Source organism: Mycobacteriales bacterium (assembly GCA_030697205.1).
Lineage (GTDB): Bacteria > Actinomycetota > Actinomycetes > Mycobacteriales > SCTD01 > JAUYQP01.
Genome location: JAUYQP010000045.1, coordinates 70531 through 93192, shown reverse-complemented (window position 1 = coordinate 93192; position 22662 = coordinate 70531). Strand labels below are relative to the sequence as shown.

Below are 22662 nucleotides of genomic sequence, written 5' to 3'. Positions count from 1 at the left end.
GGGGCGACGCCCGTCAGCCGAAGAAGACCTCGGCCTCGGCGTAGCGCTCGAGCGGGACCAGCTTGAGCTCTTGGGTCGCCTCCTCGAGCGGCACGCGCACGATGTCGGTGCCGTGCAGCGCGACCATGACGCCGCTGTCGCCCTCGTGGACGGCGTCGATGGCGTGCAGCCCGAAGCGGGTCGCGAGGATCCGGTCGTACGCCGTCGGGGTGCCGCCGCGCTGGACGTGACCGAGCACGGTCTGCCTCGACTCGTAGCCGGTGCGGGCCTCGATCTCGCGCTCGAGCACCTGGCCGATGCCACCGAGCCGGACGTGGCCGAAGGCGTCGAGCTCACCGGTCTGCAGCTCCATCGTGCCCTCGGCCGGCTGCGCCCCCTCGGCGACGACGATGATCGGCGCGAAGTGCCGCTCGAAGCGGGCCTGGACGTACGCGCAGACCTTGTCGATGTCGAACGGCCGCTCCGGGATGAGGATGACGTTGGCCCCGCCGGCGAGGCCGGAGTGCAGCGCGATCCAGCCGGCGTGACGGCCCATGACCTCGACGATGAGCGCGCGGTGGTGGGACTCGGCGGTGGTGTGCAGCCGGTCGATGGCGTCGACGGCGATCTGCACGGCGGTGTCGAAGCCGAACGTGTAGTCGGTCGCGCCCAGGTCGTTGTCGATGGTCTTCGGGACCCCGACAACAGTCAGGCCGGCAGCGGCGAGCCGGGTCGCGACGCCCAGGGTGTCCTCGCCGCCGATGGCGATCAGCGCGTCGACCCCGAGCTCGCGCAGGTTCTTCTCGATCCGCTCGACGCCGCCGTCGACCTTGATCGGGTTGGTCCGCGAGCTGCCGAGGATCGTGCCGCCGCGGGGCAGGATGCCGCGCACCTGCGGGACCCCGAGCTCCATCGTCACGCCCTCGAGCGGGCCCCGCCAGCCGTCGCGGAAGCCGACGAAGGTGTGCCCGTAGACCTCGACGCCCTTGCGGACGACGGCGCGGATGACGGCGTTGAGGCCGGGGCAGTCGCCGCCGCCGGTGAGCACTCCGATGCGCATGGGCGGACCGTACTCGGTCAAGACCGCGGTCGGACGCGTCGAGAGGCAGGTGTGGCCCTTCGGCGTACGACGATGGCTGCTGCCCTGATCGCGCTGGCAGCGGCCGTCGCCCTCGTGCCCGCGCTCGGTGCGTCGGCCGAGACCCGGCCGGTGTCCGCGCGGGACCTCCCCCGGCTGCAGGCCGAGCTGACGGCCGTCACTGCCGAGGCGCAGCGGCTCGCCGACGAGCTGTCGGATGCCGCCGCGCGCGACGGGGGGCTGCGCATCGCCCTGCAGGACCTCGAGGAGCACAAGGACGCGGCGCGCGCCGACCTCGAGGCGCGGGTCCGTGAGGTCTACGTCCTGTCCCGGCCCGACCCGCTCGGGTCGCTGCGGCGCTCGCTGGCCGCGCCCGGGCTCGAGCGGATCGCGGCGGCCGGTGCCGAGGCGGCCGTGCAGGTGGAGCAGGACCTCGTCGACGCGGTCACCCAGGAGTCGGAGCAGGTGCGCGCGCTGCGGGCCCGTGCGGCTGCCTTCCGCGCCTCCCTGCGGGCCCGGTCCGTGGCGGTGCTCACCGCCCAGGAGCGTGCCCGGGTGCTGCTGGCGCAGGCCGAGCGGCTGGCCCGGGACGAGCAGGTCAAGGCGCAGCTGGCCGCGGCGCGGGCTGCCCTCGACGCCGTCAGCGCCACCGTCACCGTGGCGCTGACCCCCGCGCAGACCCGTCGCAGTCAGCGGGCCGCTGAGCGCGAGGCACCGGTCATCGCGCTCGTCGAGGCGGCCGGCTCCGGCTACCCGCAGGGCTACGCCCCGACCGGCGCGGTCCTCGAGGGCCTCGCGTCGTGGTACGGCCCCGGCTTCGTCGGCAGCCCGACGGCGAGTGGCAACCCCTACGACCCCGAGCGGCTCACCTGCGCCCACAAGCAGCTGCCGCTCGGCACCGTGATCAGGGTGTCGCGGGCCGGCCTGGCCGTGAGCTGCCTGGTCAACGACAGAGGGCCCTACGTCGGTCCGCGCATCCTCGACATGTCCCGCGCGGGCTCGCGCGCCCTGGGCTACGACGGCGTCGCGAGCGTCGTCATCGAGGTCCTCGCGCCCGTCTGAGGGCCGTCACCCGGGCGGGTGACAGGCAGCGGACGCGGGCGGTGGGACGGTCGCGGGTGGAGGCCGCGACGGCCCGCGCCGCGACCCGGAACCTCCCTGGAGGCAACGATGCCGACCACCCGCACCGCGAAGGACCTCAGCGTCACCACGACCGAGCACCCGAACGCGAAGGTGCTCCGAGACGGCTTCGCGGCCTTCGGGCGCGGCGACCTCGACACGATCCGCGCGACCATGACCGACGACGCCGTGTGGACCAACGCCGGCACCTCCGCGCTCGCCGGGACCTACCGCGGCTGGGACGCGATCTCGGGCATGTTCGGCGCGCTGTTCGAGCGGACCGGCGGGACGATCTCGATGCAGGTCGTGTCGGTGCTCGCCGACGACGCCCACGCGTGCGCGATCTACGACTCGACCTCGACGATCGCCGGTCAGACGCAGACCAACCGCTTCGTGCTGGTGCAGGAGATGACCCCGGACGGCAAGGCCCGCGCGACGCAGACCCTTGCCTACGACCAGGCCGCCGCGGACGCGCACCTCACGCGGTAGCTACAGCTCCAGGCCGAGCAGGTATGCCCGCTCGGCGAGCGCGTCGAACTTCACCTTCACGTGGCGGGCGTCGGCCAGCGCGTCGTGCAGCCCGCCCTCCTGCTTGGGCAGCAGCGGCCGTCCGAGGTGCTGCCACAGCTGGCGCACGTCGAGGGTGAGGCGCGGCACCGCCCGGGGCAGCGAGGGCATGTCGCCCCACAGCTGGCACAGCGCGACGTGGTCGTAGGCGCCGAACCACGCCCACAGCTCCACGTCGCGACCGAGGAAGGCCTCCAGCTCGTCGCGGATGAGCGAGCGGCTCTTCCAGGTCGAGGCGGGCGGCAGCTGGGGTACGACGTTGTCCGCCACCCAGGGGTGGACCTCGAGCGGGTCCCACTCGCTCGACACGGCGTAGTACTCGCGCCCGTCCTCGGCGACGACCGCGATCGACACCAGGGTGACGTCCGGCGCGGTGCGGCCGAACTCGGCGTCGTAGAAGAACCTCACCCGCCCACCGTAGGGGCGCCGATAGGTTGCCGCGCATGACCTTCTCGATCGTGGCCCGGTCCGCAGACGGCGCGCAGTGGGGTGTGGCGGTGGCCAGCAAGTTCCTCGCGGTGGGTGCGGCGGTGCCGGCGGCGGCCTTCGGCGCCGGCGCGGTGGCGACCCAGGCGGCCGCCAACCTGCGCTACCGCCCCGACGGCCTGGCGCTGCTCGCCGAGGGCCGCGGCGCCCAGGAGGTGCTCGAGGCGCTGACCGGCGCCGACGACGGCCGCGACGAGCGGCAGGCCGGCGTCGTCGACCGCGACGGCGGCGCCGCGACCTTCACCGGGCCGGGCTGCCACCCCTGGGCGGGCGGGCGCACCGGTGACGGGTGGGCCGTGCAGGGCAACATCCTCACCGGCCCTGAGGTCGTCGACGCCATGGCCGAGGCGTTCGAGGCGAGCAACGGCCCCCTGGCCCACCGGCTCGTCGCGGCCCTCACCGCGGGCGACGCCGCCGGCGGGGACCGGCGCGGCAAGCAGAGCGCCGCGCTCTACGTCGTCTCCGAGGGCGGCGGCTACGGCGGCGGCAGCGACGTCCTCGTCGATGTCCGTGTCGACGACCACCCCGAGCCGGTGGGCGAGCTCGCCCGCCTGCTCGACCTCTACGACCTCTACTTCGGCAAGCCCGGCTCGACGCTGCCGCTCGAGGGCGACCTCGCCGCGGAGGTGGCTGAGCGGCTCGCCCGGCTCGGCCACCCGAGCTTGGACTCCTGGGCGGGCGTCGAGAACTACGAGGAGCGGATGGTCGACGGCGCCATCGACCCGGTGGTCCTGGGCAAGCTGCGGGAGGCCACCCCGTGAGCGTGCTCGCGATCGACGTCGGCACCACCGGCGTCACCGCGCTGGTCGTGGCCGAGGACGGCGCTGTCGTCAGCCGCGGCTACCAGGAGTTCCCGCAGCACTTCCCGCAGCCCGGCTGGGTCGAGCACGAGCCCGAGGAGATCTGGGTCTCGACGCTGCGCGCCTGCCGGGAGGCCCTGCTCGGGCAGGAGGTCCGCGCCGTCGGCATCACCAACCAGCGCGAGACCGCGGTCGTCTGGGACCGGCAGCGGCTGTCGGCCCCGCGCCGCGCGATCGTCTGGCAGGACCGCCGCACCACCCACCTGTGCGAGCACCTGCGCGAGGCCGGACACGAGCCACGGGTCGCCGAGCTGACCGGGTTGCGCCTGGACCCCTACTTCACCGCGACCAAGCTGGCCTGGCTCTCGCGCCACGACCGCGCCACCTGGGAGGGCGTCACCTCCGGCGCCCTGGCCGTCGGCACCGTCGACTCCTACGTCGTCGCCCGCCTCACCGGCGGCAGCCGCCACGTCACCGACGCGAGCAACGCCAGCCGCACCCTGCTCTACGACCTGCGCGCCGGCCAGTGGTCCGAGGAGCTGTGCGGGCTGTTCGGCGTACCCCTGTCCGCCCTTCCCGAGGTCGTGCCCTCGTGGGGCGAGCTCGCGCGCACCGACCCCGAGAGCTTCCTCGGCCTCGACGTGCCGATCTCCGGCATCGCCGGCGACCAGCAGGCCGCGCTGTTCGGCCAGGGCTGCTACGACGCGGGCAGCAGCAAGTGCACCTACGGCACCGGGTCTTTCGTGCTGGTCAACACGGGCACGTCACCGGTGCTCTCGGAGCGGCTGCTGACGACGGTGGCGTGGCGCGACCCGGACGGCACGACCACCTTCGCTCTCGAGGGCGCGGTCTTCGTCACCGGCGCGGCCGTGCAGTGGCTGCGTGACGGCCTGCAGCTCATCGGCTCGGCGAGCGAGGTCGAGGCGCTGGCCCGCTCGGTCGACGACAGCGGCGGGGTCGTCTTCGTGCCCGCGCTGACCGGCCTCGGCGCCCCCCACTGGGACCCGGACGCGAGGGGCACGGTGCTGGGCATCACCAGGGGTACGACGAGAGCGCACCTCGCGCGGGCCACCCTGGATGCGATCGCCTTCGAGGTCCGCGACGTCGTGGACGCGATGACCGACGAGGCCGGGCTCTCGCTGCCCGACCTGCGCGTCGACGGCGGCGCGTCCGCGAACGACCTGCTCTGCCAGCTGCAGGCCGACCAGCTCGGTGTGGCGGTGCAGCGGCCCGAGGTGCTCGAGACGACGGCCCTCGGGGCGGCGTTCCTGGCCGGGCTCGGGGCGGGCGTGTGGTCGAGCCGCGACGAGCTCGCGGCGACCTGGCGCCTCGACCGGCGCTTCGAGCCCGTCCCGGGCGCGCGCGACGACGGCGGCCACGCGCGCTGGCTGCGGGCCGTCGAGCGCTCCCGGGGCTGGTCAGAACACCCTTCGGGCTGACACGATCTGCCCCATCGGTGCCTTGTGCCCGTCGTGCTCCTCGCCGACCCCGTCGGGGACGCGATTCTGCGGGCAGTGCGGGGCGTCCCTGCCTGCCCGCTGTCCCGGCTGCGACGAGGCCGTCGACCCGACCGCCGCCTTCTGCAGCGCGTGCGGTGAGGGATTGCGACCCCCTGCTACGGGCGATCAGGGACCGGGGCCGTTCGGGGAGGAGCGACGTACCGTCACGGTCCTCGTCGCCGACCTCGTCGGCTTCACCGCCGCCGCGCACGCGCTCGACCCCGAGGACCTGCAGCGCACGCAGCGGGCCTTCTTCGAGACCGTGCGTGACACCGTCGTGGCCTTCGGGGGCACGGTCGAGAAGTACGTCGGGGACGCGGTCGTGTCGGTGTTCGGCGCGCCGGTCGCGCACGAGAACGACCCCTACCGTGCCGTCCGCGCCGGCCTCGAGGTCCAGCGCTCGCTGACCGGGCTTTCCCTGTCCGACGGCCGCGCGGTGACGGCGCGGGTGGGCGTGGCGACCGGTGAGGCGCTGGTGCGCCTCGACGACACCCACGGCGAGGCGCTCGTCACCGGTGAGGTCGCCGGCCTCGCCGACGCGCTGCAGTCCGCCTCCCCCGAGGGTGGCGTGCTCGTGGGTCCCCTGGCGCACCGCGCGACGGCCTCGTCCGTCGACTACGGCGAGCAGCGCGCCGTGGCGGTGCCCGGCCGCTCCGCGCCCCTGGAGGCCTGGGTCGCGACGCGCATCCGGGCCCGCACCGACGACGTCGTCGACACGCTGCCCCTCGTCGGTCGCGAGCCCGAGGTCGCCCTGCTCACCGGCGCACTGCAACGGGCTGTGCAGGAGAACCGCTGCCAACTCGTCACGCTGGTGGCCGACCCCGGCATCGGCAAGAGCCGGCTGGTCCGGGCCCTCAAGGAGTTCCTCGACTCCCCCGCTCTGCCGGCGCTGGTCCGCTGGAGGTCCGGGCACTGCCTCCCCTACGGCGAGGGCGTGGCGTTCTGGGCACTCGGCCAGGTGGTGAAGGCGCAGGCCGGCATCCTCGAGACCGACTCCGCGACGGTGGCCGGGCTGCGGCTCGAGACCTCGGTGCACTCCTTGCTCGGGCGCAGCCTCGACCCCGTTGGTGTCGCCGGCGTCACCGCCAGCCTCGCGACGCTCCTGGGGCTGCCGACCGGGTCGCCCGACTCCGCCGAGGCCCACAGCGCCTGGCGGCGCTACCTCGTTGCGCTCGCCGAGGACGCGCCGACGGTGCTCGTGCTGGAGGACCTGCACTGGGCCGACGAGGCGCTGCTCGACTTCGTGCAGCAGCTCGCCGAGGCGGCCTCGTCGGTACCCCTGCTCATCGTCACGACCGCGCGACCGGAGCTGCTGCGACGCCGTTCCGACTGGTCAGGTGGTCTGCGCGACGCCCTCACCCTCACCCTCGCCCCCCTCAACGAGCGCGACACCGCCCTCGTCCTCACCCGGCTGCTGGGCCAGACCGTCCTGCCGGCCGCGCTGCAGGAGCGCCTCATCGACCTGTCGGGTGGCAATCCGTTGTACGCCGAGGAGTACGTCCGGATGCTGGTCGACTCCGGGGTCGTCGTGCGCGACCAGCTGCAGCCGGCCGCGACAACCGGCATGGACGCCTCGACCCTCGACGCGCTCCCGCTGCCCGACTCGGTGCAGGGCGTCGTCGACAGCCGGCTGGACCTGCTCACCCCGGCCGAGCGGCTCGTCGTCTCGGCCGCCGCGGTCGTCGGCGAGGTGTTCTGGGAGGGCGCCGTCGCGGCCGTCGCCGACACCGACCTCGACCTGGTGCGCACCTGCCTGCACTCGCTCGAGCAGCGCGAGGTGGTGCGGCGGGCTCCGACCACCGCCGTCGAGGGCGAGGCGGAGTACGCCTTCCGGCACGTGCTGGTCCGAGACGCCGCCTACCACCGCATCTCGCGCGTCGTGCGGCTGTCGCACCACGAGCGCTGCGCTGGGTGGCTGGACCGCCTCGCCGCCCACCGGGGCGACGACGTCGCCGAGCTGCAGGCCCACCACCGGACCTCGGTCTTCGAGCTCGCCGCGACGCTGGGGCTCGACACCGAGCCGCACGCGCAGCAGGCCCGGAGCGCCCTGACGACGGCCGCCGAGCGCGCTCTGCGGCTGCAGTCCATCGGCACCGCCCACGCCCTCGCGCAGCGCGCCGTCATGCTCTGGCACGGCGAGCGGGAGTCCCTCGGGCACTGGCAGGCGGTGCTGTTCGCGGAGGAGGTCTTCTTCCTGCACGCCCAGCACGAGTTCCACGACAGCGGCGGCCCGGCCCGCATCGCTGCCGCCGGAGAGGCCCTGCTCGAGCTGGGCCACCTCGCCGAGGCCGCCCGGGCCGAGACGCTGCTCGGCCGCATCGAGTGGTTCCGCGCCGAGGAGGCGCAGGCGCGCCTGCACGTCTCCCGCGCCCTCGACCTGCTGACCGACCAGCCCGACAGCGAGCAGAAGGCCAGCGCGCTCGTCGAGCTGGCCCGCATCGACATGCTCGCGCACCGCCTCGACAGCGCCGCCGAGCTCGCCGAGCGGGCGCGCACGATGGGCCGGGAGCTGGGGCTGCAGGAGATCGAGGCCAACGCCCTGATCACCCTCGGCTGCGCGCGTTACCTCACCGGCGACGAGCAGGGCATGACAGACCAGGCAGAGGCCCTGCAGTTCTGCCGCGACCACCGCCTGCGCGCCACGGCACGGGCCATGAACAACCTGGCCGCGACCCTCCAGGAGGAGGGGCAGCTGCGCCGCAGCTACGGGCTGCTCGCCGAGCTGCGCACCCACGGCAAGGGATTCGGGCTGTCGCTGACCTCGACCACCAGCCTCGCCGACCAGGCGCTGCAGGCCTACTACGACGGGGACTGGGACGCCGCCCTCGACCTCGCCCACGAGCTGCTCGACGACAGCGGTGACGCGGCGCACTGGGAGGTCCACCTCGTCGTGCTGCGAGCCTGGCTGCTCATGCTCCGCGGTGACGACGCGCCCGACGACCTCGACCGTGCGCTGCGGGCCGTCCGCCACGGCGGCTTCCCCCAGCTGGTCCGCCCGGTGCTGGCCCTCGTGGCCGCCTGCCGACTGCTCGACCACCGCCACGAGGAGGCCGTGGAGCTCCTCGACGAGCTCGTCGACGACTGGGACCGCCACGGCATCGGCGGCGGTGCCCGCGAGTGGCTGCCCGCGACGACCTTCTCCGTCATCGCGCTCGCCCGCGAGGACGGCGGCCGTCGGCTGCAGCGGGTCGCGGAGCGGCTCGAAGCCGTTCGGCGACCGACCCTGTGGGTGAAGGCCTCGCTCGCGTCGTGCCGGTCGGCGCGGCTCGCGCTCGAGGGACGGCCGGCCGAGGCACTGGAGCAGGCGTTGCTCACGGTGGCGCTGCACGAGCGGATCGCTGACGCGAGCGGCCGGGCGCTGGCCGCCGCCGCGACGGTCAAGACCGCGTGGGCCGCCGGCGACGAGCCAGCCGCCCGGCGACTGGAGCAGGAGACCCTTGCCTTCGTCAGCCGCTCCGGGGCCAAGCGGCTGCTGCACTGGATCGAGCGCCCCCTTCCGGTCTGACCGGCGCCCGGTCCGTGCGTCCTCTCAGTCGGTGAGGCCCTGCTCCACGGCGTAGCGCACCAGCTGCGCGCGGTTGTGCAGCTGCAGCTTGGTCAGCGTGGACTGCACGTGGTTCTCGACCGTGCGGTGCGAGAGCCCCAGCCGCTCGCCTGCCTGCTTCGCGGTGAGGCCCTTCGCGACCAGCCGCAGCACCTCGGTCTCGCGCGGCGTCAACCGGGGCGCACCGTCGTCCTCGGCGGTCCGGCGGTACTCACCGAGGACCAGCCCGGCGAGGCCCGCCGTGAAAACCGCCTCGCCCGCAGCGGTCCGGCGTACGGCGTCGAGGAGCTCGTCGGTGGAGGCGGACTTCACGAGGTAGCCGATCGCACCCGCCTTCACCGCCTCGAGCACGTCGGCCTGCTCACCGCTCGCGGACAGCACGAGCACGCGCACGCCTGTCGGGACCACCGCCGCGCTGACCTGGACCCCTGACATCCCGGGCATCTGCAGGTCGCAGACGAGCACGTCGGGCCGGGTGGCGGCGCAGACCCGCACGGCCTTCTCGCCGTCACCGGCCACACCGACGACCTCGAGACCCGCGGCCGCGAGGTCGCGCTCGACCGCGTCGCGCCAGATCGGGTGGTCGTCGGCCACGACCACGCGCAGCGGGGCCCCCGCCACGGGGTCAGCGTCGGACACGCAGCTCCACCTCCGTCCCCTGACCGGGCTCGCTCACGACCGTGACGCTGCCGCCGAGGTCCTCCACCCGTCCGCGCACCGAGCGTGACACCCCGAGCCGGCCTGCGGCGGCAGCCTCGGCGAGCCGACCCGTGGCGATCCCGGGGCCGTCGTCCCGAACGGTCACGGTGACCTCGCCGGCCTCGTCCTCGACGAGCAGCCACGCCCGCCCGCCGCCGTGGCGGTGGGCGTTGTCGACCGCGGCGGCGACGGCCGCGGCCAGCTCGGTCGCGACCCGGGCCGGCAGTGCCACCCCGCCCGCGGGGGCGGCCAGCTCCACGTCGGCGCCGTGCGGGAGCAGCGGCAGCAGGTCGAGGTCACCGGCGGGGAGCGCCTCGGCGGGGCCGGCGACCAGGCGCCGCAGGGAGGCCTCCTGGTCAGCGGCCAGTCGCGCGAGGGTCGGGTCGTCGCAGGTGCGCGACACCAGCGCCAGGGCCTGCAGGACGCCGTCGTGGACCTGTCGCGACAGCCGCTCGCGCTCGGTGGCCGCCGCCGACAGCCGCACCGCCTCGGCGAGGGCGTGCTCGGCGCGCCGGCCGAGCTGCACGACGTAGCCGACGACCGAGCCCGCCAGCAGCAGCAGCACCACGCTGTTGGCGGTGGCCTGGGGCAGGGCGCCCCGCTCCACGACGGCGCCGGCGCCGACGACGGCCGCGGCCACGAGCCCGCCGAGCGGCCCGGCCCACACCGCCCACGCGAGCACCGGCGCTGCCGCCCACGAAACCGTGATCGTGGGATCGCCGGCATCGATGCGCGCCGCCGACAGCACCAGGAGCGACGACAGCTGGGCGGCGACGGTCAGCGCCAGGTCGAGCACCAGCAGCGGCCAGCGCCGACGGCGCGCGTCGGAGCACAACCAGGTCACGAGGACGGTCCAGGCAGCCATCCCGGCGAGCACCGCGACCCCGAGCCGCGGCCGGGCCAGCACGTCGTAGGACGCGGCCAGCGAGCCCACGGCGTAGAGCCAGGCAGCGGCGCGGTAGACCGCGACGGCGCGCCACAGCGCGGTGTCGAGCCGCGCGGCGGTCACCGCGGTGTCAGGAGGCCCGGCGCTGGCGGGGGGCGTCGGAGACGAGGGACTCGTGGGCGGCCTTGCGGGCGTCCTCGATCTCGGCCTTCGCCTTCGTGGCGTAGGTGTCGACGTACTCCTGGCCCGACAGCATCATGAGCTCGTACATGATCTCGTCGGTGATGGAGCGCAGCACGAAGCGGTCGCCCTCCATGCCGGCGTAGCGGCTGAAGTCGAGCGGCTTGCCGACCCGGACCCCGACCTTCTTGATCTTGGGCATCATCCGGCCGGCGGGCTGCACGTCGAACATCCCGATGAGCGCCACGGGCACGACCGGGACCCCAGCCTCCAGCGCCATCCGGGCCACGCCGGTCTTGCCGCGGTAAAGCCGACCGTCGGGGCTGCGGGTGCCCTCGGGGTAGAGGCCGAGCAGGTTGCCGTCCGCGAGGACCTTCAGGCCGGTGTTGAGGGCGGCCTCGCTGGCCGCACCCCCGGAGCGGTCGATGGGGATCATGCCCACGCCCGCGAAGAACGACTTCTGCAGCCTGCCCTTGATGCCGGTGCCGGTGAAGTAGTCGCTCTTGGCGAGGAAGGTGACCTTGCGCGGCACGACCAGCGGGATGAGGAAGTTGTCCAGGAACGACGTGTGGTTGCCCGCGAGGATCGCGGCGCCCTCGGTCGGGAAGTGCTCGGGGTTCTCCACCCAGGGCCGGAACATCAGCCGCAGGATGGGCGCCAAGATCGCCTTGACGATCCAGTAGCCCACGCTCGACACCTCCCTGACGCCCCCCGGAGACTCCGACCCTAGTCGTCCGCGGCCCCGCCGGGCAACGGACCACCCGCGCGGCCGCCGCGCCACCCCCCGGTCGCGTGCGACCATGAGGGACCCGTCCACGAAGGAGCAGTAGTGCCCGTCCTGCCAGGCGCCGAGCCGATCGACCTGCGTGCAGAAGGCCCCGTGGGGGTCCTCATCAGCCACGGCTTCACCGGCTGCCCGCAGTCCGTCCGCGGCTGGGCCGAGCACCTGCACACCGAGGGCGGCCTGTCCGTGCGGGTCCCGCTCCTGCCGGGCCACGGCACCCGCTGGCAGGACATGAACGCCACCGGCTGGTCCGACTGGTACGCGACGATCGAGGCCGCCTACGACGAGCTCCGTGAGCGCTGCGCGACCGTCTTCGTCATGGGCCTGTCGATGGGCGGCACGCTCGCCCTGCGCGTCGCCGAGCAGCGGTCCGACGTCGCCGGCGTGGTGACCGTCAACGCCTCCCTCGCCACCGACCGCAAGGACGCCAAGCTGCTCCCCGTCGCCAAGCTCCTCGTCGGCGCCTTCCCCGGCATCGGCAGCGACATCAAGAAGCCCGGCCCGGTGGAGCTTGCCTACCCCAAGCTGCCCCTCAAGGCCGCCCACTCCTTCCAGCAGGCCTGGCCCGTCGTGCGCGGCGACCTGCAGCGCATCAGCTGCCCGGTGCTCGCCTTCCGCAGCGCCGTCGACCACGTCGTTCCTGCCGTCAGCGGCCGGCTGCTGCTCGAGGGCCTCGCCGGCAAGGACGTCGAGGAGCGCGTGCTCGAGGACAGCTACCACGTCGCGACGCTCGACAACGACGCGCCGCGGATCTTCGCGGAGAGCCTGGAGTTCGTCACCGCGCACGCCCCCGCCGGTCGGCCGTGACCGGCCCGGACTCCCCTGTCGGTCGGCGCGCCAACGGCCTCGCCGCCGCGGAGTTCGGCGCGCTCGTCGACCTCGACCCGCGGCTGTCCGAGGCGCTTCTCGACCGCCTGCGCTCCGCGGGGGTCGCGGCCTACGTCGAGCCCGCCGGCAACGCCCAGCCGCTCGTGCGCTCGGTCGTCCTGCCGTCCCGGCCGCTGGACCGGCTGTGGGTCGACCCCGGCCGTGCCGACCTGGCTCGGGACGTCGTCGCCTCGGAGGTGCGCGACCTCACCGCGCTGCTGGCCGAGGACGAGCCTGGTGCCACCGCGCACGGCCTGGTGCAGGCGGTGCCCCGGCACGCCGCTCACCGGGTGCTGCAGCCCCCGGAGCTCCCCGACGCACCCGCGGCCGCGGCGTCACCTGCACCGTCACCCGCACCCCCGCCCACCCAGTCGCCCGCTGTCGCGACCACCGACGCGGCCCCGGGCGACTCCGGCGCGGTCTCACCCGAGGGCACCCGCAGCACCGACCCCGACGAGCTCTTCACGCAGATCGTCGCGGGCTTCGAGCGCACCGACGACTCCCCCGTGCCGCCGTGGCCGGTCTCGGAGGACCTCACCGCCGGACCGAGCCGCTCCCCCGAGCGGTCCAGCCGCAGCGACGACGGTGACCGCGTCCCGCGGCTGCGCCGCCGCTCCGACCACGGCGACCGCACCGATCGCACCGATCGCACGGACGGGTCCGACAGCGACCTCCCGGCGTGGCTCGAGCCCGACGCGATCGAGGAGGACGAGGCTGACCAGGCCCGCGCCGAGAGCCACTTCGTCCCACCGCCACCGCCCGCCCTGCCGCGGGTGCGGCCGCGCACGGCACTGTCGGCGGCAGCCGTCGTACTCGGTCTGCTCCTGGCCTTCGCCCCTGCACTGCTGCGGCAGGCCGAGACCTTCGGCACGCTGATGGCCGGGCTCGGCCTCATGCTGGGGGGCGGTTTCGGGCTCGTCAGCGCGGTGCGCGATGCTCCACCGACGGACAGCGGGCCCGACGACGGAGCGGTCGTCTAGCCCCCAGACGGACCCCCATACGGATGGAGCACCGGTGACGGTCAGCGAGACCCTGGAGGCCCGCGGGCACCTTATGGACACGGGGGTGCTCGCCTCGGTCCTCGACGACGTGCTCGCCTACGGCGGTGACTACCGCATCGAGCGCCTCGACGTCGGCAAGAAGCACGAGGACGAGTCCTACGCGCGCATCGTCGTCTCGACCGACGACGACGACGCGCTCCAGCGGCTGCTCATGCGCCTGCAGACGCACGGCGTCAACATGGTCGACCCGGGCGAGGCGGTCCTCAAGGCCTGCGACCGCGACGGGGTCTTCCCCGAGGACTTCTACTCCACGACCAACCTCGAGACCGTGGTGCGGCTCGGCGGCCAGTGGGTGCCGGTGGAGCAGCCGGAGATGGACTGCGGGCTCGTGGTCGAGGGCGAGCGCGTGCGCACCGTCCCGGTCTCCGACGTCGTCGCCGGGCAGCAGGTCGTCTGCGGGGCCTCCGGTGTCAAGGTCGTCCTGCCGGTGCGCGAGCACTCGACGCAGGAGGACTCCTTCGAGTTCATGAGCTCGGCGGTGTCGTCGGAGAAGCCGCAGGCCCTGCTGGTGCGCCAGATCGCGCAGCGCATGCGCGAGGTCAAGGCCGACGGCCAGAAGGTCCTGTGGGTCGGCGGCCCCGGCATCGTCCACACCGGCGCGGCACCGGCCTTCACGGCCCTGGTCGACGCCGGCTTCGTGGACGTGCTCTTCGCCGGCAACGCCCTTGCCACCCACGACATCGAGTCGGCCCTCTACGGCACCTCGCTCGGCGTCGACCTCGCGATGGGCAGGGGCGTCGAGCACGGCCACGAGCACCACATCCGCGCGATCAACACGATCCGTCGCGCCGGCTCCATCCCCGAGGCCGTCGCCCAGGGCATCCTGACGCGCGGCATCATGCACGCGATGGTCAAGGGCGGGAAGACCTTCGTCCTCGTCGGCTCGGTGCGTGACGACGGCCCGCTGCCGGACGTGCACACCGACGTCATCGTCGGTCAGCGCGCGATGCGCGCCGAGCTCCACGGCGTCGGCTTCGCGATCATGGTCGCGACGATGCTGCACTCCATCGCGACCGGCAACATCCTGCCCGCGTCGATCCCGCTGGTGTGCGTCGACATCAACCCCGCCACGGTGACCAAGCTGGCCGACCGCGGCTCGTCGCAGGCCGTCGGCATCGTCACCGACATCGGGCTGTTCCTCGAGCAGCTCGCCCGCGAGCTCGTCCCCGGCTTCACCTCCGTCTGAGGCCGGCGCGGCGTCTCGGTCGATCGGTGTCGCCAGGGCGACCACCCTGACCCGAGACAGCGGACGTCAGCGCAGGTCGGCCACCAGCGCGCGGTGGTCGGAGGCGCCCGCCACATCGACGACGTCGTGACCCACGACCTCGAGGTCGCGCACCAGCAGCGCGTCGATGCGCCGACGGGGCGAGCCCGCCGGGAAGGTCAGGGCCGATCCGGCGTCGACCAGCCCGGCGGTCAGCGCCGCCCACGCCGCCGACCCTGGCTCGTCGTTGACGTCCGCGGACAGCACGAGCGGGAGGCCCTCGGGCAGCGCGGCCCGCACCCGCGCTGCGGTGTCGAGCCGGGCTCGCGGCTCGAGGTCGAGGTGGGTGCCGGCGACCGCCAGCAGCGTCCCGCCGACCTCGACGACGGCCACCGCGGCAGAGCGCCGGTGCAGCCCGGGACGCTTGGGGACCCGCACGGACAGCCGACGTCGTACGACGACCCCGGGGCGCACCAGCACGACGTTGCCGGCCGCCCACCCCGTCGTCGCGAGCCGCAGCCCGCACGCGCGCGCGAGCCACCACCGCGACAGCCGCCACAATAGGAGCCGCGGCGCCTCCTGCAGCACCAGCACGTCGGGGTCGAGCGACCGCACGACGCGCACCACCGACGACCGGCCGTCGCGCAGCGACCGGACGTTCCAGCCGACGACCCTCACCCGGGTACGACGCGGGTGCCGGCGTCGCCGCGCAGCACCGCCGCCACCTCGGCGAGCGCCCCGATCGCCGCGCCCCCACCGGCCTCGACGACCTCGATGCACGCCTCCACCTTCGGCCCCATCGAGCCCTCCGGCAGCTCCCCCGCGGCCAGCAGCGCGCGGGCCTCGGTGACGGTGACCTGCGACAGCGGCCGCGCCGACGGCGTGCCGAACCCGACCTGCACACGGTCGACCTCGGTGAGGACGAGCAGCTGGTCGGCACCGACCGAGCGGGCCAGCAGCGCCGCGGTGCGGTCCTTGTCGACGACCGCCTCGACACCGTGCAGCTGCCCGGCGTGCTCCACGACCGGGACCCCACCGCCGCCCGCTGCGACGACCACGTGACCGGCCGCGACGAGGCCCACGAGCGCCTCGGACTCGACCAGCGCGACGGGCAGCGGCGAGGCGACGACGCGGCGCCACCGCCCCGACGGCTGGATCGCGAAGACGTGGCCGCTCTCGCGCGCGATGCGCTGCGCGACCGGGCGGTCGTAGGACGGACCCACCGGCTTCGCGGGCCGACGGAAGGCCGGGTCGCGCCCGTCGACGAGCACCTGGGTGACGAGCGTCAGCACACCGGCGGTGACCCCCCTCGCCCGCAGCGCGTTGTCCATCGCCTGCGCGAGCAGGTAGCCGAGCTGGCCCTGCGACTCGGCCCCGCAGACGTCCATCGGCATCGGTGGCACCTCGCCGGCGGACAGCTCCTGCTGCAGCAGGATCCGGCCGACCTGGGGCCCGTTGCCGTGGGTGAGCACCAGCGAGACCCCGTCGACGACGAGCTCGGCGAGCGGCTCGGCCGTCGCGCGGAGCGCGGCGCGCAGCTCCTCCACCGAGCCGTCGCCGCCCGCGGGCGACAGGGCGTTGCCGCCGAGGGCGACGACGACGCGCACGCGGCTAGCGGACCCGTGCGAGGTCCGCTGCGCCGACCATGCCGGCGTCGTTGCCGAAGGACGCGAGCCGCAGCTCCGCGACCGGCCGGTGGCCGCCTCCGGTGACGGTGGCGTGGTAGGCCCGGCGGGCCGGCCCGAGCAGCAGCTCGCCTGCCTCGGACACCCCACCGCCGACGACGAAGGCCGACGGGTCGAGGACCGCGGCGAGGGCCGCCAGCCCCTGGCCCAGCCAGCTGCCGACCTCCTCGAAGCAGGCCAGCGCGGCGGGGTCACCCTCCTCGGCGGCCTGCGTCACCTCCTGGGCCTCGATGCCCTCCGGCTCGCCGTCGCCGAGCTCGAGCAGCCGGGCCCCGAAGCCGGGTTGCACGTCGGCGATCTCGCGGGCCTCGTGGAGCAGTGCCCGACCGGAGACGTACTGCTCCAGGCAGCCGTGCTGCCCGCAGCCGCAGCGCCGACCGCCTCTGACCACGATCATGTGGCCGACCTCCGCGCCGATGCCGTGCCGGCCGCGGTAGAGCTCGCCGTCCAGCACGATGCCGCCACCGATGCCGGTGCCGACCGTCACCACGACGAGGTGCGACTCGCCCTGCCCGGCGCCGAAGCGGTACTCCGCCCAGGCCGCGCAGTTGGCGTCGTTCTCGACGACGACCGGCAGCCCGACCCGCCGCGCGACCTCGTCGCGCAGCGGCTCGTCGCGCCAGGCCAGGTTGGGCGCGAAGTGCACGCGGGCCCGGTCGGCGGAGATGAAGCCGGCCGCGCCGATGCCCACGGCGACGACCTCGTGCTCGACCCGCAGGTCGGCCACGACGGCCGCGATCGTCTCCTCGACGTCACCCGGCGAGGCCGTCGGCGTGGGGCGTCGGGTGCGCGCCAGCACCTGTCCCTTCTCGTCGACGACCCCGGCGTTGACCTTCGTCCCGCCGACGTCCACGCCGATGGTGAGCGTCACGCGTCCCCCTCCCGCACGTCGATGTGCTGCACCCCGGGCCGCGCCGGCGCGTGATCCTCCTCGGCCGCGCCCGTGACGGTGGACCGCAGCGCAGCGACGAACGACGCCGCGGCGTCGAGCAGGTGCTCCACGGTCTCCGGTCGCACCGAGCGCAGTGCCGACACCGCCTGGCACACCGGGCAGACGAGGCAGGTCGCCGAACCTGTCGCCAGATGGGCGTCGTCGACGAGACCACCGGCCCGGTGGCGCGCCCAGTCCTCGAGCGCGGAGAAGAGGCGCGCGGCCTCCTCGGCGGCGCTGCCCACGCTCTCGCTCACCGGCGCATCCACAGCTCGGGGTCGGGTTCGAAGCGGACGTCGAGGCGACCGCCCACCAGAGCGGCACCGGCGACGACGCAGCGCCGCAAGGCCGACGGCAGGACCAGCACGCGGCGGTGCCCCCCGACCGTGACGACGAGCTCGTCACCGGAGCGGGCGAGGTCGAGGTCGGCCAGCCGGGCCAGCGGCAGGGCGAGCGACAGCACGAAGCCGTCGGTGCTGCGCTCGACCCGGACGAGGTCCTCGCCGACGGCGACCTCGCCGGCCGGGTCGTCCTCGGCGTAGAGCTGCTCCCCCAGCGCCAGCAGGGCGTCCAGCCCGACGGGCTCGGAGGAGGAGTACGCCGAGAGCGCGACCGGCAGGGGCGCGCAGTCGGCGCGGACGGCCTCGAGCTGCCGCTGCTGCGCCTCGACCCAGCCGGCGACGAACGGGTCCTCGGACGCGGGGAAGACGCGGTTGGCGACGATGCCGTCGACGCGGTAGCCGTAGAGCGCGAGCGAGGTGAGGGTGCGCCGGGCCTCGGCGACGACGACCGCCTCAGGGGTGAGCACGAGCCGCACGGTGGTCTGCGGCGCGGTGAGGACCTCGCGGACCTCGGTGAGGTCGCGGTGCAGCCGCTCGACGGCCTCGAAGACGCCGTCGGCCGGCACGACCGGCCCACCCACCCGCGACAGCAGCGGCCGCACGGCGCGCAGGGCACGGCGCTGCGCGGGGAAGACCTTCTCGACGTACCAGCGAAGCGCCTCGGGCAGCGCGAGCAGCCGCAGGGTCTCGCCGGTGGGGGCGCAGTCGACGACGACGACGTCGTAGCGCCCCGACTGCACCTGGTCCTTGACCGCGAGCAGCGCGAGGACCTCCTCGGCGCCGGGCAGGACGGTCAGCTCCTCGGCCTGCAGCTCGTCGACACCGGCGCGCTGCAGGACGGCGCGCAGGTAGTCCTGCACGTCGCGCCAGGTGCGCTCGAAGGCCGCCTGCGCGTCGACCTGCATGGCGTAGAGGCCGGTGTCGACCTCGGTCGGCTCGCCGGTGAGCGGCACCCCGAGCGCGTCGGCGAGGGAGTGCGCCGGGTCGGTCGACAGCACCAGCGCCTTGCGACCCCGGGCAGCGGCGAGGACAGCGGTCGCGGCGGCCGTCGTGGTCTTGCCGACCCCGCCCTTGCCGGTCAGCAGGACGACGCGCACACGTGCCTCCTGCGGTCGTGCGGACGGGTGGGCGTGCCGGGCTCGGGGGCAGGCCCGAACCTATCCGAGCGGGTCAGCGGCTCTCGACGCGCTTCTTGAGCTCCTTCAGCGCGGAGTCCATGATCATCTTCTCGGCCTTGCGCTTGAACATGCCGAGCATCGGCATCGCGATGTCGACCGCGAGCCGGTAGGTCACCTCGGTGCCGCCGCCCTTGGCCGCGAGGGTGTAGCTGCCCTGCTGCGACTTCTGCACCGTGGACTTGCCGACCAGCTCCCAGCTGACGCCGTCGGCGCGCCAGTCGTAGGCCAGGACGTACTCGTCCTTGAGGACCCCGGCGTCCATGACGAACCGGGCCTGCGACGGCTTGCCGTCGGCACCGGTCTCGACGACCTCGGCGCTCTTGATCTGCCCGGTCCACTCGGGGTAGCTCGCGATGTCGGCGATGACTGCGAGGACCTCGTCGGTCGGGGCGTCGATGGTGATGGTCGAGCTCGCCTGGTCGGCCACGTGGCACTCCTCCTGAGGGGTGCTCCGACCCTAGTACCCGGGCGTACCCGGACGTGCCGGGACGTCAGTACTCGAGGTGGAAGGGCCGCCCGGTGCCCTGGAAGTGGCCGACGTTGACGCACTCCGTGCGTCCGATCCGCAGCCGCGCCTGCAGCGGCTGGTGCACGTGCCCGAACAGCACCAGCTCGGGCTGGACCTCGCGGACGTAGTCGAGCACCGCCACCGAGCCGCGCTCGAAGCGGCGCGCCACCACGTCGTAGAGCAGCTCGGGCACGTCCGGCGGGATGTGGCAGGCCAGCACGTCGACCGGGCCGAGCGCCGCGACCTTCGCCGCGTAGTCGGCGTCGCTCACCTCGAACGGCGTGCGCATCGGCGTGGTCAGCCCGCCACCGACGAAGCCCCAGGTCTTGCCGCCGATGACGGCGGTCTGGCCGTCGAGCACGGTGTGGCCGGGCCGCAGGTAGTCCGGCCACAGGTAGGGCATGTCGACGTTGCCATAGGTCAGCCAGGTCGGGTCGGGCATGACCGCGAACAGCGCGGCGTACTGCGCGCGCACCGCGTCCTCGATCGCCCGCCTGGGGTCCTCGACACCGGCCCACAGCGAGCGCGACCAGTCGCGGGCCTCGTCGAAGCGCCGCTCGGTGCGCAGCCGCACCAGGCGCCGCGCGGCCTCGGCGCCGAAGAGCTCGGCGAAGATCCCGCCGCTCTCGTCGTGGTAGTCGAGGAAGAGGATCAGATCGCCGAGGCAGACCAGCGCGTCGACGCCGTCGGAGGCGCGCGCGAGCGCGTCGGCACTGCCGTGCACGTCCGAGACGACCGCGAGCCTCACGGACCGACCCTACGAGAGCAGCAGGCCGATCACGAGGGTGACCAGGACGAAGACGAGCACGACCCCGCCGGCGAGCGCGAGCCGCTGGCCCCGACCCATCCGGGTGAGGTCACCGACACCCGGCAGCATCAGCAGCGGGGCCTCGCCGTCGCGGACGGCCGACAGGAAGCCTGCGCCGCAGGCCAGGCAGGCCGTGGCCTCGAAGGGGTTGGTCTCACCGCAGGTCGCGCACGGCCAGCCCCGGGGCGGCTCGGCCGCCGGGGTGGGGCCGTCGAGGGGGTCCACGATGGGGGCCGACAGCGGATCGGGGTACGACGGGGCGACCGGCACGCGGGCGGCCACGGCAGGGGCGGGGTCCGGCAGAGGCTCGGGCGCGGGCCGCAGGTCGAAGAAGCACTGCGTGCACCACGGGGCGTCGGCCCGCACCAGCGCACCGCAGGACGGGCAGCGCGGTGCGGACGCCGGGTCGGGCGTCCGCGGTTCGGGCGTGCCGTCGGTCACGGGACCAGTCTGGGCCAGGTCGGAGCTCACTCCCGGGAGATCGGCACGGCACGCGCCGTGCTGAACCGTCCGGCGCCGGGTTGTGCAGACAGGTCACGCGGGCGCCACGCGCGTTGTACGGTCGGCACGGGACGTGTGACGCGCCCCACTGGCGGACCCATGGTCCGTCGCGCCCTTCGAGCTCCAGGAGCACCAGTGGTCAAGGAGTACACAACTCCGCAGGTCGTCGAGCTGCCGCAGGAGGCCTCGCTGATCGACACCCTGTTCGCACGGGCCCAGGAGTCGCCAGACACGGTGGTCTTCACCCGCAAGGTCGACGGCCGTTGGGCCCCGGTGACCGCGAAGGAGTTCGCCACCGAGGTGTCGAGCATCGCCGCCGGGCTCGTGGCGCAGGGCGTCAAGGCGGGTGACCGCGTCGGCCTGATGAGCAAGACCCGCTACGAGTGGACCCTCGTCGACTACGCGATCTGGACCGCCGGTGCGGTCACCGTGCCGATCTACGAGACGTCCTCGGCCGAGCAGGTCCAGTGGAACCTCGGTGACTCCGGCTCGGTCGCCGTCGTCGTCGAGAGCCCGGCGCACCAGAGCGTCCTCGACTCCGTCCGCGACCAGCTCCCCGACCTCAAGGGCTCGTGGGTCATCGACTCCGGTGGCCTCGAGGAGCTCGCCGCCGGAGGCCGCGAGGTCAAGGACTCCGAGCTCGACGAGCGCCGCGCGACGCTGAGCGCTGGCTCGCTCGCCACGATCATCTACACCTCCGGCACCACTGGCCGCCCGAAGGGCTGCGAGCTCACCCATGGCAACTTCATCGGGACGGGCCGCTCGGCGAGCATCGTGCTCCCCGAGCTGTTCAACGCGCAGGGCTCGACGCTGCTGTTCCTGCCGCTGGCCCACGTCTTCGCGCGCCTCATCCAGATCGGTTGCGTCGAGAGCGGTGCCCGCATGGGTCACACCGCCGACATCAAGAACCTGCTGGCCGACTTCGCGACCTTCCAGCCGACCTTCATCCTGTCGGTGCCCCGGGTCTTCGAGAAGGTCTACAACACCGCCAAGCAGAAGGCCCACGGCGACGGCAAGGGCAAGATCTTCGACCGCGCGGAGGCCGTCGCGATCGCCTACTCCGAGGGAGTCGAGAAGGGCTCGATCGGCCTGCCGCTCAAGCTGCAGCACGGGCTGTTCGACAAGCTGGTCTACTCCAAGCTGCGCGCCGCCCTGGGCGGGAACGTCGCGTGGGCAGTGTCCGGCGGTGCCCCGCTCGGCGCCCGTCTGGGCCACTTCTTCCGCGGCATCGGCGTCACGATCCTCGAGGGCTACGGCCTCACCGAGACCACCGCTGCCGGCACGGTCAACACCCCGGCCCACATCAAGATCGGGACCGTCGGTCGGCCGTCCCCCGGCGTCACGGTCCGCATCGCCGACGACGGCGAGATCCTCATGTCGGGCGAGCACGTCTACCAGGGCTACTGGCACAACTCGAAGGCCACTGGCGAGAGCATCGTCGACGGCTGGTTCCACTCCGGCGACATCGGCGAGATCGACGACCAGGGGTTCGTCAAGATCACCGGGCGCAAGAAGGAGCTCATCGTCACGGCGGGTGGCAAGAACGTCGCCCCGGCCGTGCTCGAGGACCGGTTGCGCGCGCACCCGCTGGTGAGCCAGTGCATGGTCGTCGGTGACCAGCAGCCGTTCATCGCCTGTCTCGTCACGATCGACGTCGAGGCGATCGGGCCGTGGGCGGCGGCGAAGGGCAAGCCGGCCGACATGGCCACGCTCGCCACCGACCCCGACCTGCTGGCCGAGATCCAGGGCGCGGTCGACGAGGCCAACAAGGCGGTCTCGAAGGCCGAGGCGATCCGCAAGTTCACGATCCTGCCCGTGGACTGGACCGAGGAGGGCGGCCAGCTCACCCCGTCGCTCAAGCTCAAGCGCTCGGTGGTCATGACGGAGTTCGCCGCCGCGGTCGACGGGCTCTACAGCGGCAGCCTGGCCGACTAGCGCACCCGTCACCGTCGTCGCG

Annotated in this window: 22 protein-coding genes; 9 read left to right on the top strand and 13 right to left on the bottom strand. The window is 74.0% G+C overall.

All coding sequences use genetic code 11. From position 1 onward, the window contains the following. Window positions 1–13: 13 nt before the first annotated feature. Window positions 14–1039 (bottom strand): 6-phosphofructokinase, encoded by a 1026-nt coding sequence (locus tag Q8R60_14605; protein ID MDP3713703.1) that lies wholly within the window; start codon window positions 1037–1039, stop codon window positions 14–16. Between the two features lie 72 nt (window positions 1040–1111). On the opposite strand from Q8R60_14605, the gene Q8R60_14600 reads away from it, so the two are divergent. Both Q8R60_14600 and Q8R60_14595 read left to right on the top strand, forming a co-directional pair. Further along, window positions 1112–2119 carry a septal ring lytic transglycosylase RlpA family protein gene (locus Q8R60_14600; GenBank protein ID MDP3713702.1) on the top strand — a complete coding sequence of 336 codons (1008 nt, stop codon included), beginning with the start codon at window positions 1112–1114 and terminating at the stop codon, window positions 2117–2119. A 108-nt stretch (window positions 2120–2227) separates the two neighbouring features. Next, the gene (locus tag Q8R60_14595; GenBank protein ID MDP3713701.1) at window positions 2228–2665 is read left to right on the top strand and encodes a nuclear transport factor 2 family protein; all 438 of its coding nucleotides are present in this window, start codon (window positions 2228–2230) and stop codon (window positions 2663–2665) included. Here the strand turns inward: Q8R60_14595 and Q8R60_14590 are convergent, their stop codons facing one another. After that, window positions 2666–3151 carry a 3'-5' exoribonuclease gene (locus Q8R60_14590; protein MDP3713700.1) on the bottom strand — a complete coding sequence of 162 codons (486 nt, stop codon included), beginning with the start codon at window positions 3149–3151 and terminating at the stop codon, window positions 2666–2668. It abuts the gene before it with no gap. A gap of 35 nt (window positions 3152–3186) precedes the next feature. Between Q8R60_14590 and Q8R60_14585 the strand changes: the two genes are divergently transcribed. From Q8R60_14585 to Q8R60_14575, 3 genes are all read left to right on the top strand, one after another. Next, window positions 3187–3990 carry a DUF1028 domain-containing protein gene (locus Q8R60_14585; protein ID MDP3713699.1) on the top strand — a complete coding sequence of 268 codons (804 nt, stop codon included), beginning with the start codon at window positions 3187–3189 and terminating at the stop codon, window positions 3988–3990. After that, window positions 3987–5468 carry a glycerol kinase GlpK gene (glpK, locus tag Q8R60_14580; protein ID MDP3713698.1) on the top strand — a complete coding sequence of 494 codons (1482 nt, stop codon included), beginning with the start codon at window positions 3987–3989 and terminating at the stop codon, window positions 5466–5468. Before Q8R60_14585 ends, glpK begins: the two co-directional genes overlap by 4 nt. A 163-nt stretch (window positions 5469–5631) precedes the next feature. Continuing rightward, on the top strand, window positions 5632–9033 hold the full coding sequence (locus tag Q8R60_14575) for an AAA family ATPase (GenBank protein MDP3713697.1): 3402 nt from the start codon (window positions 5632–5634) through the stop codon (window positions 9031–9033). A 24-nt stretch (window positions 9034–9057) separates the two neighbouring features. On the opposite strand, the gene Q8R60_14570 is transcribed toward Q8R60_14575, so the two are convergent. From Q8R60_14570 to Q8R60_14560, 3 genes are read right to left on the bottom strand one after another with little or no spacing between them, the layout of a single operon-like run. Beyond that, a complete protein-coding gene (locus Q8R60_14570) occupies window positions 9058–9711 on the bottom strand; it encodes a response regulator transcription factor (GenBank protein ID MDP3713696.1) in 654 nt (217 codons plus the stop codon). Continuing rightward, a complete protein-coding gene (locus Q8R60_14565) occupies window positions 9698–10780 on the bottom strand; it encodes a DUF5931 domain-containing protein (protein ID MDP3713695.1) in 1083 nt (360 codons plus the stop codon). The genes Q8R60_14570 and Q8R60_14565 overlap by 14 nt, the downstream gene beginning before the upstream one ends. Before the next feature lie 7 nt (window positions 10781–10787). Then, window positions 10788–11525, bottom strand: coding sequence for a lysophospholipid acyltransferase family protein (locus Q8R60_14560; GenBank protein MDP3713694.1), 738 nt, complete (start codon window positions 11523–11525; stop codon window positions 10788–10790). Between the two features lie 141 nt (window positions 11526–11666). On the opposite strand from Q8R60_14560, the gene Q8R60_14555 reads away from it, so the two are divergent. The 3 genes from Q8R60_14555 to Q8R60_14545 are packed head-to-tail and all read left to right on the top strand — an operon-like array spanning window position 11667 to window position 14735. Beyond that, a complete protein-coding gene (locus Q8R60_14555) occupies window positions 11667–12428 on the top strand; it encodes an alpha/beta fold hydrolase (GenBank protein ID MDP3713693.1) in 762 nt (253 codons plus the stop codon). Next, window positions 12425–13468 (top strand): hypothetical protein, encoded by a 1044-nt coding sequence (locus Q8R60_14550; GenBank protein MDP3713692.1) that lies wholly within the window; start codon window positions 12425–12427, stop codon window positions 13466–13468. Before Q8R60_14555 ends, Q8R60_14550 begins: the two co-directional genes overlap by 4 nt. 34 nt (window positions 13469–13502) lie before the next feature. Beyond that, on the top strand, window positions 13503–14735 hold the full coding sequence (locus Q8R60_14545) for a TIGR00300 family protein (protein ID MDP3713691.1): 1233 nt from the start codon (window positions 13503–13505) through the stop codon (window positions 14733–14735). A gap of 66 nt (window positions 14736–14801) precedes the next feature. Here the strand turns inward: Q8R60_14545 and Q8R60_14540 are convergent, their stop codons facing one another. From Q8R60_14540 to Q8R60_14505, 8 genes are all read right to left on the bottom strand, one after another. Further along, window positions 14802–15431 carry an endonuclease/exonuclease/phosphatase family protein gene (locus tag Q8R60_14540; protein ID MDP3713690.1) on the bottom strand — a complete coding sequence of 210 codons (630 nt, stop codon included), beginning with the start codon at window positions 15429–15431 and terminating at the stop codon, window positions 14802–14804. Further along, window positions 15428–16360, bottom strand: coding sequence for a carbamate kinase (locus Q8R60_14535; protein ID MDP3713689.1), 933 nt, complete (start codon window positions 16358–16360; stop codon window positions 15428–15430). Before Q8R60_14535 ends, Q8R60_14540 begins: the two co-directional genes overlap by 4 nt. A 4-nt stretch (window positions 16361–16364) precedes the next feature. Continuing rightward, the gene (locus Q8R60_14530) at window positions 16365–17309 is read right to left on the bottom strand and encodes an ROK family glucokinase (GenBank protein ID MDP3713688.1); all 945 of its coding nucleotides are present in this window, start codon (window positions 17307–17309) and stop codon (window positions 16365–16367) included. Then, window positions 17306–17626 (bottom strand): DUF5304 family protein, encoded by a 321-nt coding sequence (locus Q8R60_14525; protein ID MDP3713687.1) that lies wholly within the window; start codon window positions 17624–17626, stop codon window positions 17306–17308. The genes Q8R60_14530 and Q8R60_14525 overlap by 4 nt, the downstream gene beginning before the upstream one ends. Next, on the bottom strand, window positions 17623–18807 hold the full coding sequence (locus tag Q8R60_14520) for an ArsA family ATPase (protein MDP3713686.1): 1185 nt from the start codon (window positions 18805–18807) through the stop codon (window positions 17623–17625). The genes Q8R60_14525 and Q8R60_14520 overlap by 4 nt, the downstream gene beginning before the upstream one ends. Before the next feature lie 73 nt (window positions 18808–18880). Beyond that, entirely contained in the window at window positions 18881–19315 is a 435-nt protein-coding gene (locus Q8R60_14515) for an SRPBCC family protein (GenBank protein MDP3713685.1), read from the bottom strand. Between the two features lie 64 nt (window positions 19316–19379). Further along, complete coding sequence (locus tag Q8R60_14510) at window positions 19380–20144, bottom strand: metallophosphoesterase (protein ID MDP3713684.1); 765 nt, start codon at window positions 20142–20144, stop codon at window positions 19380–19382. A 9-nt stretch (window positions 20145–20153) separates the two neighbouring features. Further along, complete coding sequence (locus Q8R60_14505; GenBank protein ID MDP3713683.1) at window positions 20154–20645, bottom strand: hypothetical protein; 492 nt, start codon at window positions 20643–20645, stop codon at window positions 20154–20156. 195 nt (window positions 20646–20840) lie between these two features. Here Q8R60_14505 and Q8R60_14500 point away from each other — a divergent pair, with 195 nt between their 5' ends. Next, on the top strand, window positions 20841–22640 hold the full coding sequence (locus Q8R60_14500) for an AMP-dependent synthetase/ligase (protein ID MDP3713682.1): 1800 nt from the start codon (window positions 20841–20843) through the stop codon (window positions 22638–22640). The last annotated feature ends 22 nt before the right edge of the window (window positions 22641–22662 follow it).

What these genes read in the sequence shown, in the direction of transcription:
- Q8R60_14605 (MDP3713703.1), bottom strand. Translation starts at nt 1,039, where the DNA reads ATGCGCATCGGAGTGCTCACCGGCGGCGGCGACTGCCCCGGCCTCAAC.
- Q8R60_14600 (MDP3713702.1), top strand. Translation starts at nt 1,112, where the DNA reads ATGGCTGCTGCCCTGATCGCGCTGGCAGCGGCCGTCGCCCTCGTGCCC.
- Q8R60_14595 (MDP3713701.1), top strand. Translation starts at nt 2,228, where the DNA reads ATGCCGACCACCCGCACCGCGAAGGACCTCAGCGTCACCACGACCGAG.
- Q8R60_14585 (MDP3713699.1), top strand. Translation starts at nt 3,187, where the DNA reads ATGACCTTCTCGATCGTGGCCCGGTCCGCAGACGGCGCGCAGTGGGGT.